We start from the raw sequence: 12322 nt of genomic DNA, 5'->3' as shown, positions 1-12322 counted from the left end.
CTATAATTTTTACTTATGGTTATTTTATTTCTATATTAAATAACTATAGTGGTTAAGCGAAAACTATAGTAGACCATCGTACTGAAATTTATTCCAGTATTAAATACATATCAATATACTAAACCTAATCGTTTATTTAAAGGCGTATGTCCGGTAATTTGGATTGGGGAAAATAATTAAAGATGTTTGCTTTTTCTTATTAATTTAAGGGCGAAGTGGCTTATTCTATATCAAAGCTGAAATTGTTTTGGGTATTATACTTTTCCTGCTTTCCTATAGCTAATAAATAACGATCACAGGCAGCTTTTCTTAACCATTGTACTTTATAATCATTTTTTAGAGAGCTGTGGAGGGCAGCTTCTGTCGCTAGTTTTGAAGCTATCTTATAATCAATACTATCCTTACCATGATGATAAATGAAGGCTGCATAGAATTTATCTTGTGGCTTTTTTATGGTATATATTTTTCTAATATTTTTTACCTGGTTTAACCTTTTTAAGTCTCTGTGTTCTAACTTGCTAAAATAACTCAGAAAAGACCTAAGTTGCATTCTATCTTTTTGGTCGCTTTCGTAAGCAAATTTTAATTTCTCACTTAGGCTTCCCTGGTGAATTACAGCTTTATCATAAGGTCTAATAAGTGAAATGCACACTCCAGAGATACAAATCAGCATAAGCAATAAAGAGTTTCTAAAATAGTACGCTTTTATTGGCACCGCCAAAGGGTGTAATACTCCGAGGCTTGCCTCGAAATTAAAAATTTGTTTCCAACGAATGCCTCTTGAGCTTGCTCCAAGGTAGTTTACCTTTCTAAAAAGCTGAAGAAGTCTAAGCAGGATTAAAAAAACAGCAATTACTAAAATGACTGCTATTAAAATAAACTCAAAAGAATTGAAGAGATAAGAAAGCGTGGTAACTATTATTAGGCCTAAGAAAATAGTAAGTTTTCGCATAAGTTTGTTTTGCTTTAATAGAATAGTTATTTAGCAGAAATATGGATAGTAGTTTATAGAATGACGTTAGAGTTTTGTAAATGTTGCAGATGGTATAGGTCGTAATTTCCTGAAAACTTTACGAAATTATTTTAATTTCAGTTTGTTAATTACACTTATCTTGGCCCTTTAAACAAAAAACTATGGCTTCAGGAATATTTGCCCTTTTAGATGATATTGCAACTTTAATGGACGATGTTGCGGTGCTGAGTAAAGTGGCAGGAAAAAAAACAGCTGGTTTATTGGGGGATGATTTAGCCGTTAATGCCGAAAAAGCTTCAGGTTTTGTGTCTTCTAGAGAACTACCTGTGTTGTGGGCTATAACAAAAGGCTCTTTTTTAAATAAACTTATTATCTTACCACTGGCTTTCTTGCTTAGTGCATTTCTACCTTCAGCTATAACTATTATACTGGTTATTGGAGGTCTTTACCTGGCTTATGAAGGTGCCGAGAAAATTTACGAATATTTCTTTCCACATGCTCATAAAAAAGAGAAGCCAAAACTGGAAAAACTAAGCAAAGAAGAAGCATTAAGCCAGGAAAAAGATAAAATAAAATCGGCTATTTTAACCGATTTTATACTTTCGGTAGAGATAATTATCATTGCTCTTGGAGCTGTGGGAAATGAACCCTTATTAACAAAAGTGCTGGTAGTTAGTGTGATAGCTGTTGTAGCTACAGTAGGTGTTTATGGAATTGTAGCTTTAATTGTAAGAATGGATGAATTTGGTACTAAACTTATAAACCTGAATGAGGAAGATAACAGCTTTTCAGATAAATTTGGACGCTTTTTGGTTAGTGCATTGCCCAAGGTAATTAAGGGCTTATCTATTATTGGGACTATAGCCTTACTTTTAGTTTCGGGAGGTATTTTTGTACATAATATTCATTTTTATCATGATTTAATTGAAAATATACCCTTTCCCGGAATTATTGTAGAATTTTTAACCGGCCTGTTTGTTGGTTTTATAGTGCTACTACTTATAAATATAGCAGTAAAAATTTATAAAAGTTTTTCGCCGGAGTCCAACCAGTAGGTTAATTTAAGTTCTAGAATAGCTCTATAAATTGAATGCTAATAAAAAAGCCGGTTTACATTTTGTGTAAACCGGCTTTTAGTTACCTAATAGTTTGTATTATTTTTCTTGAAGTTCCAGTTTTGTTGCCGGAATTTCACTTACACCTTCTTTAAGGTAGCTGTCAAACCAACGCATCATTCTAAGCATAAAGTCATACCTGGCGGTAGCTTTTCTGTTTCCGTGGCCTTCGCCGGGGTAAAGTACCAGTCTAACAGGTGTTTCTGTTCTGGTTTTAAGATGGCGGTACAACTCAAAAGATTGTCCGGGATCTACACGGGTGTCTTCTTTACCGTGTAGTATAAGAAGTGGGGTTTCACCCTGATCTGCATAAAAAATAGGGCTACGTTCAAGGTAGAACTTATAATCCTCCCAAATTCGCTGACGACTATGTACAAGAAACATTTCTTCAGGAATATCACTGGTGCCCCATTTTGAAATATTGTTGCTAATACCTACCGACATTACCCCGGCAGCAAATCTTTTTGTATGTCGGGTAGACATCCAGGCAGTAGCATAACCTCCATAAGAACCACCGGTAACTCCTACTTTATTTTTATCAATATTATAATTTTCAATAAGATAGTCTATACCGTCTATAATATCATCAAACTCTTTTCCGGCAGGATCACCCTGACTGGATTTAGCGAACTCGGCACCTCTACCTGTACTTCCTCGGTAGTTAGGATAGAAAACTGCATATCCATTTGCCGCACCCACCTGTCCGGGCATACTGTATGCTGTAAGCCAACCATTGTCATAATGAGCTTCAGGACCTCCGTGTACTACAGTAATAAGGGGAGTCTTTCCCGATTTTTCTAAAGGATGAATTAAAATTCCCTGTAATTCAAGACCATCTTTAGCCTTGTAAGTAATCACTTCTTGTTTTCCTAACTTCCTGTCTTTTAACCAGGGATTAGAGTCTGTAATTTTATTAATTGACGAGTTTTTGGTATTTAAAACAAAAAGCTCTCTCGGATGTTCGGCTGCATTTGCAGTAAAAGCGATATGCTTATTTGTAGCCGCAGAAAACCCGGTGATATTTAGGTTTTGAGATGTGAAAACCTTGCTAATTTTATCATTAATATTCAGGTTGAATAAGCTACTATAAACTCCTTCACTTCCAAGTAAAGTAAGGTTTTTATTATCTTTCCAGCTAAGCGAGTGAAATTGCCCCTCAAAATCTTCCTGAAGCATCTGCGGAGTATCACCTGAGGTCTCAGCTATAAAAATACGACCATCAATAGGATCGTGCTTATCTTCACCGGCAATAAAAGCTATTCTTTTACCATTGGGACTCCAATCTATGGCTCCTAGTTTACCTTTATGCTCAACCTGGGCAGTAACTTTTAAAGTATTGGCGTCTACAAAATAAATCTTCTGGCTTGTATAAAAATCGTCAACCAAAGAAGAAGGTGCAGCGGTTACCATAAGATTAGAAGCTTCCGGGCTCCATTGTACCGAAGTTACATGGCCTTCTACTTCTAACTTGTTAGCATTCTTATTAGTAAGATCTACAATATATCCAGATGCCTGCTTTAAATTGGTTTCGTAGATCTCGGGTTGATAGGGAAGCATATTGTCCTCGTCTTTTTTAACTGCAGATACGAAAGCAAGCTTATTTCCGTTGGTCTGCCAGTTATAAGAAGAAATATTTCCTTCAAATTCATAAACTTTTTGTGCTTCACCTCCCTGAAGGCTAATTTCATATAAAGCCGTAGTCTTATCGTTTTCTTTTTTAGTGGTAAAACTAATACTATTATGTCCCGGTCTCCATTGTAGATTAGAAACGCTATATTCGGTTATAAATGGTGTAGTTGTTTTGGTTTCCGTATTATAAACGTATAGTTGGGTAGATGCAGGTACATTTTCTTTTTTAGGATTTGCCGGCACCAAAAGTTGGTAGGCTATATGTTCTCCGTCGGCAGAAATTACTGCATTTGAAATTTGACTGATGTTTGCTACATCTTCTGGACTAAGCCCACTTTGCTGAGCGAACAGTCCCTGAAAAACAAAGAATAAAACAAACGTAATAGATCTTTTCATGTTAGATTTTATTTTTTTAAAATTGTGTCTAAAGATATTGCAAAATGGCAAATTGCACAAGTAAACATTTAGTGGCTAAAGCTGCTTTTATGCTTATAAAACAGGCGCTTATTTGCTTATTTACTATCTCGATTTTATTTGCTTTTAAGCTTTAAATTTTATTTAAATAATTGCCTTTTGGGGTTTCTGGAGGATTAAAAGAATGATATTGTTATTTTAAATTGAAAAAAAGCTAAGAATTCTTTAAAAGTATAGGCTGTTAAGTTTAGGAATTTTTATTTTCGATTTTTTAAATTAAATAGAATAATACAAATTTATTTATTAAAAATTGATGAATAACAAAAGTGAGCCTTTGATTGATAAATGCTTAGCTTTTGTGTAATTTTATAAAAACCTCAATCTTATGAAGAACTTACTTGTGGCTATAGACCGACGTAAAGACGCGGAACAATTAATTGGACATGCTATAAAAATCGCAAAACTTACAGACGCAAAAATTTGGATTATCCATGTAATGGAGGGAGAACCTGATGATTTTTTAGCCAGGGAAGCGGGGCCGCAATATGTTTACGAGAAAAGGGCAAAAGAGCGTAAAGACTCCCAATTACAGATTGAAAGTTGGGTTGAAGAGGTAAAAGAAAAATATAGTATAGATATAGAAGGTTTCTTGATTCAGGGGGAGGTAGTAAAATCTATAAAGAAGATTGTTGCAGAGCGTAATATAGACCTGGTTTTGGCTGGTCATAAAAAGAGGAACTTGCTTTACTCATTATTTACAGCCAATAAGAAGAAAGACCTTATAGACGATCTTAGGATTCCGTTGTTGGCAATTCCTTTGCCTTAAACTAGTTTTAGTTTTAATTAAAAGATAAGGCTGGCCATTATTTATTTTTGGCCAGCCTCTATAATTGATTCACTTTTAGAAGTATAGAATACATTTTAATCTATCTTTCTAAAATTTCCCTGTCCATCAAACTCCAGTTCAATACCATTGGCTAATTCAATTTCCTGCTCTTTTTTCTGTTTTTCCCATCCAATTACCTGTACATCAGCATAATTTTTTTCTAAATAAGAAATGATTTTTGAAGGTAGCGCTTCAATTGGTATAACGGTGTTATCCTGACTTTCTATCTCAATAATATTTCCATCTTCATCAAAATCCAGTTCAACGCCGTTTGCGAGTTTTACTTCATATTTTTCGTCCTCCCATATTTGCCAGTTACTATTTTCCTTTATTTCCACCGTATTTGATGAAAAGTGTTGTTCAATAAAACTCTTAGATTTTGAAGGTAAATTTTTGGCGTCTGCCTGTGCAAACATTCCAAAAGAACAGAGTGCGAAAAATCCTGATAAAATTACTTTTTTCATAATAATTGTTTTTTAAATTCTATGCGAAGTAAAGGTTGAAAACTGGAAAGAATTAGGAACAACCGGAGGTGTAATCTTAAAATTTTCTCAAAATTTGTAACTCGATAATAGAGGTTTGCCACCTATAATTATTGAGAAATAGAGGCCTGCCTTAAGATAAAAAAACTTCTATTTATTAATGCCTTGTTGGCTTTCTGTAGATAATTTATCTTTAGAAAAAGATCAAAATAGGGTAAAAAAATAATGTTTCCCATTTCTTTTCAGTTTTGTTCTTCATATTTGCATTCTATGGAGAATTGCAAAAAAAGATGCAATTTTGAATTTTTTAATTTATATCGCCTTTTTATATGTCTTATATCTTTAAAATGTCAAACAGAAGAATGAAGCTTAAATATTTAGTTTTTACTTGCATATTCCTAATTTCTGGTTTTTGTCTTAGTGCTCAGGAAACAACTTCAAATAGTTTTGGGAATGGAATAATTAATTCAGTGGCAAAAGATAGTTCCTTCAGTATTAAATTTGGAGCACGTTTCCAGTCATTATATATAAGCAATTGGAAAAATTCTGAATTGGAAGGTTTTAAATCGGAAAGTTCGAATTTTCTTATTCGTCGTGCCCGTTTAAAATTTAATGGATTTGCTTATTCTCCAAAGTTAGAATATAAGATCGAATTAGGTTTATCTAATAGGGATATTTCAGGAGCTTCTAAATTTACAAGTGATGCCCCAAGGTATGTGCTTGACGCTGTTTTAAAGTGGAATTTCTACGAAAATTTTGTGCTCTGGGCAGGACAGGCAAAACTACCGGGAAACCGTGAAAGGGTGGTTTCGTCTGGGAACCTTCAGTTTGTAGATAGATCTTTGTTAAATGGCCAGTTTAATATAGACCGGGACCTTGGTTTACAATTGCACCATAAAATAGACCTTGGTAACCAGGTAGTGATAAAAGAGGCTTTTGCTCTTTCGCAGGGGGAAGGAAGAAATGTGGTTACAGGAAATTTGGGCGGTTATCAATACACCGGCCGTTTAGAGGTTTTACCATTTGGAGAATTTAAGGATTATAGCGAAGCCTCGTTGGAAAGGTACGAAACCCCTAAACTAGCAATGGGAGTTACCTACGATTATAATGATAAAGCCGTGAAGACCCGTTCTAATATGGGGGAATATATGTTTACCGAGAATGGCTTGCACCGTACCGATATTACTACCTTTTTTGCAGATTTTATGTTTAAGTATAAAGCTATTTCGGTACTTGGAGAGTTTGCGCATAGGGATGCCGATAATCCAATTGCAATAGAAGAAGATGGCACGCCTACCGGTGCCGTTGTAAATGTTGGTAATTCCTTTAACCTCCAGGCAGGCTATTTATTGGACAATAACATTGAGTTTGTAGGGAGGTTTACCAATGTTCATGAGACTATTGCCGGGGCTCATTTTCCAAATTTAAATCAATATACATTAGGTGTCTCTAAGTATATATCAAAACACAAGCTTAAAGTACAAACAGATATAAGTTTTAACGATAATCCAGATCCGGGAATGAATCAGGTGGTATATAGGTTGCAAGTAGATTTGCACCTGTAAGATTAAACTTATCTGTATTTGAATGTAATTCGTATTCTTTTTTGTTGAAACCTCATTAAAATTGACTTTATATCATGAAAATTTTAATTATTGAAGACGAACTGGATATGCTGCAGAACATGAAAGATTTTCTGGAAAAAGAAAATTTTGTTGTAGAAACTGCCACTAGTGTCTTTGAAGCACAAAATAAAATTGGGGTATATGCGTACGATTGTATTTTGCTTGATATAAACTTAAAGGATGGAAGTGGTTTTAGCCTTTTAGAAGATCTCAAAAAAAAGGAAATAGAGGATGGGGTAATTATCGTTTCTGCAAGAAATTCCCTGGACGATAAACTCGAAGGACTTAACCTGGGGGCCGATGATTACCTGGCGAAACCTTTCCATATGTCCGAATTAAACGCGAGGGTAAAGGCAGTACTAAGAAGGAGCCATTTTAGGGGAAATAACATAATTAAGCTTGGAAATCTTTGTATAGATATAGACGAGCATCAAGTAGATATAGATGAAGAGGTATTGGCTTTGAATAGAAAGGAATTTGAAATTTTGTTATTTTTTGCATCCAATAAAAATAGGCTTGTTAACAAATCGGCACTGGCAGAGCATGTATGGGGCGACCATATAGACCAGGCTGATAATTTTGAGTTTATCTATTCCCAAATTAAAAATTTACGCAAAAAACTAAATGCCGCCGGAGCAAATATAGAGATTAAAGCGGTTTACGGTATTGGTTATAAATTGGTAGAAGGGTGAAATTATTAAATTATACTACCAGTTATTTTTCAGCAATACTATTAATTCTTTTAGCAATATGGGCTGTGATATTTTATGTAGAAATGCTAGATGAAATATACGATAGCCTGGATGATGGTTTAAATAACCAGAAGATGCTAATTATAAACCGCGTAAAAAATGATCCCGAAACTATAAAGCAATTAGATTTTAAAGAAGCTAGTTATAAGATTAAAACAATTAATAAGGAGCAGGCATTAAGGTTTAAAGATTCTTATCGCGATACGCTTATGTATATGCACAACGAAGAAGATTTTGAGCCGGTAAGGTTGTTAGAAACTGTGTTTAAAGAAGGGGATGGGTTCTATAAGTTGCAAATTTTTACTTCTATGGTAGAAGAAGACGACCTGATAGAAGACCTCTTATTTTCACTTATATTACTTTATATAGGTCTAATTTTAAGTATTGTTTTACTTAACAATTGGATCCTTAAAAGAGTTTGGAACCCCTTTTATAATCTTTTACAGCAACTTAAAAATTTTAGACTCGAAAAAGATCAAAAAATACTTACTATTTCCTCTAATATAGAAGAATTCAATTTACTGAATACGCGCATAGAACAAATGCTGGAAAAATCTATATCTAGTTATAATAGTCAAAAGCAATTTATTGAAAATGCAGCGCACGAGCTGCAAACCCCTTTGGCCATAAGTATTAACAAACTGGAGCTACTGGTAGAAAATGAAGAGCTTAATGAGCAGCAAATAAAGTTAGTGGCTTCGGTTTTAAATAATTTGGAAGGATTAACCCGAATGAACAAATCTTTGTTGTTACTTTCTAAGATAGAAAATCGGCAATTTCCCGATGAACAGGAGATAGACTTTGTAGATTTGGTAACCAACCTTAAAAAAGATTATAAAGACCTGGCCAGCCATAAGGAAATGGAGATTAAAATAGAAGTGACTTCATACTTAAAGCATACCATGAATAAAGATCTGGCAGGAATTTTAGTCTCTAATTTACTTAAAAATGCCATTATACACGGTAAAGAAGGGAGTGAAATTATTATTGAGATCTCTCAAAATAGTTTTAGAATAAGTAATGTTTCCAACCGGAAAGCCTTAGATGAATCAAGGTTATTTTCACGTTTTCAGAAAAATTCTGAGTCTGCAAACTCTAATGGAATTGGATTGGCTATTGCACAAAGCATTGCCGAAAAACACCAAATTGAACTAAGGTACTCCTTTACAGAAAAGCATAATTTTCACCTTGATTTTTAAAGTCTCTGCTACCTTGTTCTTCATAGTTCCAGTTTTTTCGGTTTTTGTGTTTCATTTTTAATTGAAAATATTAAAAATGAAAAGACGATTTTTATAGCCTGGATTATAGCTTTGAGGTTTATAGCTTGCAGAAATGATGATTTAAGCAATGCTAATATTCTTTCTAGCTAAAACTTAAAAGAAGCAAGTGCTTGTTAAACTGGGGGCTGAAGATTTTTTATAGGTCGAGGTATGTAGTTTTCAATAAAAATGAATTACATAGATAGACTAAAAAAGGCTGTCCAATTTTTTGGACAGCCTTTAATTTTCCCCTATAAGCTAATCAGGGCAGGTTTCTATCAAAAATAATAAAGGTTTAAAGCTCTTTTACTGTAATATTTTTCCAGTAAACCTTAATACCACCACCATCATGTATTTGAAGGGCTATTTTTCCATTTGCCTCTCCAATTTTCTCATCAGAAAAATCAACCATTTCCACGCCGTTTAGCCAGCTGGTTACCTGGTCGCCTTTTACTTTTATTTTTAACTTGTTCCATTCACCGTATTTAAGGGCATCTTCTTTTTCCTGATCTGGCTTAATAAGCCAACCACGACCGTAAGATTCATAAATCCCCCCTGTGTGTAGGTTAGGTGGGGCTACTTCTACCTGCCAACCGGCTATTTTTGTACCTTCAATTTCAGACCTTATAAAAACACCGCTGTTACCATCGGCCTCTTGTTTAAACTCCAGGTTTAGTTCAAAATCTTTGTAATTGTTATCTGTAGCAAGGTATCCATACTCTTTATCTGGACCACTTTCAGAAATCAATAAACCATCTTCAACATACCATTTTTCGGTACCGTGTATTTTCCATCCATCCAGATTTTCTCCATTAAAAAGTTCCTTTCCAGATTGACAACTTGTAAGTGCGATGCTTAGTAAAATAGCAACTAAACTAATTTTTTTCATGTTCTATTATTTTAATACTTAATTAGCCATTTAGTACATGGCAGGGGTAAGGTTATAATTTTTTAATTTTAATATTTTTAAACCAAATTGGGCTGGCGTGATCTTGTAAACCAATATAGCCAGATTTAAATTTTGCATAGTCGGGACTATCTTTCCATTTTCCGGAGTCTCTTTTCTTCTGCCATTCTTCAGATTGTGGATTAAAAGAAAGCAACATTTCTCCGTTTAGCCAGTGTTCTACACGTTCTGGGGTATATACTATTTTACTGGTATTCCACTCTCCTACAGGGTTTAATTGTTTCTTAGTTGTATCAGGTTCATACATGGCATAATCGGCTGCTGTTTTGTTGAGCGGTTTTAATTCTGAAAGATTTTCAGTATGGCCCAGGCTCTTGTTGTAACCGGTAAGATCGTGTATGTTTTCGTAGTTTTCGTCGTCTATAAGCTGGTATTCCGGAGCTACTTTTGCCGGATTTGCATAGCCTTCTTTTACGTGATAAAAAATACCACTATTACCACCTTCTGGAATTTTCCACTCTAGGTAAAGTTCAAAATTATCAAACTCTTCGGCACCATAAATAATATCTCGCCCTCCTGTGTAGTCTTCTTCTTTGCCCAATTTGGTTTTATAGGTTAATACACTGTCTTCTATTACCCAACCCGGTGGCATTTCTTCTTCACCATATCCTCTCCAGCCGTCCAGGCTGCTACCGTCAAATAAATACTGCCAATCTTGATCTTTTTGCTGAACTTCAGCAGTATTTTCCTGGCTCTTAGTTTCGGATTGCTCCTGTTTTTTATCTGAATTTTTACAAGCTATGGTTGAAGCTGCCAACAGCATGCATATCATTATTTTTTTCATTTGGTATTTTTTAAGTTGAAATCGGGCAGGGAATACTTTTAAGATTCTACTACCCGTTTCTATTTTATTCCAGTTTAATTAGTGTTATTGGTTTAACCTAATTTCATTTTTTCCGGATCCCAGTTTATAAATTCATTCTTTTTATAGCTTTCATTACATAATAAAGCCGGTGCGGCTGCACGGAACCCAAAAGCAGGATCTTGGGCTACCGAGCCATTTTCACGAATTGCCATAAAGAAATTGGCAAAATGGTCATAATGCGCTCCTTTGTAGCCATCTTCTGCCCGGTAAACGGTTTCTAAAGGTGGAACCAGCTTTTTACGATCTGGCCTGCCTGAATTTTCTTTTGCTTTTTCTGCCAGGAAAGGATCATCACTTCCTCCACCGGCATTGCGCTTTAATGTAAGGCTGTCCCAGGCTATATCCATAGAACCTTTACTTCCTACCAGTTTTAAGAACGTACTTCCGCTGGTACCGTCAACAAAATTACAACGCAAGGAAAGGTTAAATGCCGGGTGTTGTTTTGTATCGGGGTAATCAAACATTCCTAAAAGTACATCCGGTACTTCACGCCCGTCATCCCAGTGGCGCAATCCACCGGTTGCCGCAATTTTATTGGGGCCATACGAATTGGTAATAAAATGAAGACTGGAGAATAAATGCACAAATAGGTCGCCGGCCATACCCGTACCGTAGTCAAGGTAATTTCTCCATCTAAAGAACCTTAAAGGGTCAAAAGGCATGTCTTTGCTTATAGAAGTATACTTCTCCCAATCTACGGTTTGGGTAGAGGCATCTTTGGGGATTGGATACTGCCAGGCACCCAAGGCCGAATTCCTGGCCCAAAAGCCTTCAGCATAATTAAGCGTTCCTATAGCACCGGCTGCCAATAGTTCTCTGGCCTTTTCATTACCCAAAGAAGACATTCCCTGGCTACCTACCATGTAGATTTTTCCAGATTTCTTCCAGGCTTTTATGATATCGTTTCCTTCTTCTACACTATGTACCATTGGTTTTTCACAGTACACGTGTTTACCTGCATTAAGCGCATCAACACTCATTTTTTTGTGCCAAAAATCGGGGGTGCCAATTATTACCGCGTCAATATCACTGCGGTTTAGCACTTCCTTATAATCTTTGGTAAGGAACAAACTGCTGCCCCAACGTTTTTTAGCATCTTCTAAACGCCCATCGTATAAATCACATACGGCCACAAGTTCTATATTCTCGTGCTTTAATGCCGTATTGGTATCGGCAACACCCATTCCCCCGGCACCAATTAAAGCGATTTTAAGGATTTTGTTTGTTGAAGTCTTTGCAGCTCTATTCAATAAATTTACTTCTTTCGCTTCTGCAGCAAAACTGGACGGGATTACGGCCGCAGTTGCGCCCACTATTCCTAAATTCTTAATAAAGGAACGTCTGTTATTTTTCAT

The 12322-nt window shown here is 35.4% G+C and carries 11 protein-coding genes; 5 read left to right on the top strand and 6 right to left on the bottom strand.

Going from position 1 to position 12322, the window contains the following annotated elements; translation table 11 throughout:
* Positions 1–220 precede the first annotated feature (220 nt).
* Complete coding sequence (locus I6U50_RS00055) at positions 221–952, bottom strand: hypothetical protein (RefSeq protein ID WP_198637410.1); 732 nt, start codon at positions 950–952, stop codon at positions 221–223.
* A gap of 182 nt (positions 953–1134) precedes the next feature.
* Here I6U50_RS00055 and I6U50_RS00050 point away from each other — a divergent pair, with 182 nt between their 5' ends.
* A complete protein-coding gene (locus tag I6U50_RS00050; RefSeq protein WP_198637409.1) occupies positions 1135–2028 on the top strand; it encodes a DUF808 domain-containing protein in 894 nt (297 codons plus the stop codon).
* A 99-nt stretch (positions 2029–2127) separates the two neighbouring features.
* On the opposite strand, the gene I6U50_RS00045 is transcribed toward I6U50_RS00050, so the two are convergent.
* Positions 2128–4113, bottom strand: a complete 1986-nt coding sequence (locus I6U50_RS00045) for a S9 family peptidase (RefSeq protein WP_198637408.1) — start codon at positions 4111–4113, stop codon at positions 2128–2130.
* A 403-nt stretch (positions 4114–4516) separates the two neighbouring features.
* Here I6U50_RS00045 and I6U50_RS00040 point away from each other — a divergent pair, with 403 nt between their 5' ends.
* Positions 4517–4957, top strand: a complete 441-nt coding sequence (locus I6U50_RS00040) for a universal stress protein (RefSeq protein WP_198628187.1) — start codon at positions 4517–4519, stop codon at positions 4955–4957.
* A gap of 95 nt (positions 4958–5052) precedes the next feature.
* Here the strand turns inward: I6U50_RS00040 and I6U50_RS00035 are convergent, their stop codons facing one another.
* Positions 5053–5481: a PepSY-like domain-containing protein gene (locus I6U50_RS00035; protein WP_198637407.1), complete on the bottom strand. Its 429-nt coding sequence runs from the start codon at positions 5479–5481 to the stop codon at positions 5053–5055.
* A 488-nt stretch (positions 5482–5969) separates the two neighbouring features.
* On the opposite strand from I6U50_RS00035, the gene I6U50_RS00030 reads away from it, so the two are divergent.
* From I6U50_RS00030 to I6U50_RS16055, 3 genes are all read left to right on the top strand, one after another.
* Positions 5970–7064 (top strand): porin, encoded by a 1095-nt coding sequence (locus tag I6U50_RS00030; protein WP_317191999.1) that lies wholly within the window; start codon positions 5970–5972, stop codon positions 7062–7064.
* A gap of 74 nt (positions 7065–7138) precedes the next feature.
* A complete protein-coding gene (locus tag I6U50_RS00025; protein WP_198637405.1) occupies positions 7139–7816 on the top strand; it encodes a response regulator transcription factor in 678 nt (225 codons plus the stop codon).
* Positions 7813–9075 carry a sensor histidine kinase gene (locus tag I6U50_RS16055; protein ID WP_317191998.1) on the top strand — a complete coding sequence of 421 codons (1263 nt, stop codon included), beginning with the start codon at positions 7813–7815 and terminating at the stop codon, positions 9073–9075. The genes I6U50_RS00025 and I6U50_RS16055 overlap by 4 nt, the downstream gene beginning before the upstream one ends.
* A 355-nt stretch (positions 9076–9430) precedes the next feature.
* Here I6U50_RS16055 and I6U50_RS00015 read toward each other — a convergent pair whose 3' ends face one another.
* From I6U50_RS00015 to I6U50_RS00005, 3 genes are all read right to left on the bottom strand, one after another.
* On the bottom strand, positions 9431–10024 hold the full coding sequence (locus I6U50_RS00015) for a 3-keto-disaccharide hydrolase (RefSeq protein WP_198628183.1): 594 nt from the start codon (positions 10022–10024) through the stop codon (positions 9431–9433).
* 52 nt (positions 10025–10076) lie between these two features.
* Positions 10077–10886, bottom strand: coding sequence for a DUF1080 domain-containing protein (locus I6U50_RS00010; protein WP_198637404.1), 810 nt, complete (start codon positions 10884–10886; stop codon positions 10077–10079).
* A gap of 92 nt (positions 10887–10978) precedes the next feature.
* The coding region (locus tag I6U50_RS00005; RefSeq protein WP_198637403.1) for a Gfo/Idh/MocA family protein at positions 10979–12322 on the bottom strand (1344 nt) is incomplete at its 5' end.

The sequence above is a fragment of the Salegentibacter maritimus genome (genome assembly GCF_016236975.1).
Classification (GTDB): domain Bacteria; phylum Bacteroidota; class Bacteroidia; order Flavobacteriales; family Flavobacteriaceae; genus Salegentibacter; species Salegentibacter maritimus.
This window is presented reverse-complemented; position numbering and strand designations above follow the sequence as displayed.

Bases quoted from the DNA above. Each gene is read 5' to 3' on its own strand.
- I6U50_RS00055 (WP_198637410.1), bottom strand. From the start codon at position 952: ATGCGAAAACTTACTATTTTCTTAGGCCTAATAATAGTTACCACGCTT.
- I6U50_RS00050 (WP_198637409.1), top strand. From the start codon at position 1,135: ATGGCTTCAGGAATATTTGCCCTTTTAGATGATATTGCAACTTTAATG.
- I6U50_RS00045 (WP_198637408.1), bottom strand. From the start codon at position 4,113: ATGAAAAGATCTATTACGTTTGTTTTATTCTTTGTTTTTCAGGGACTG.
- I6U50_RS00040 (WP_198628187.1), top strand. From the start codon at position 4,517: ATGAAGAACTTACTTGTGGCTATAGACCGACGTAAAGACGCGGAACAA.
- I6U50_RS00035 (WP_198637407.1), bottom strand. From the start codon at position 5,481: ATGAAAAAAGTAATTTTATCAGGATTTTTCGCACTCTGTTCTTTTGGA.
- I6U50_RS00025 (WP_198637405.1), top strand. From the start codon at position 7,139: ATGAAAATTTTAATTATTGAAGACGAACTGGATATGCTGCAGAACATG.
- I6U50_RS00015 (WP_198628183.1), bottom strand. From the start codon at position 10,024: ATGAAAAAAATTAGTTTAGTTGCTATTTTACTAAGCATCGCACTTACA.
- I6U50_RS00010 (WP_198637404.1), bottom strand. From the start codon at position 10,886: ATGAAAAAAATAATGATATGCATGCTGTTGGCAGCTTCAACCATAGCT.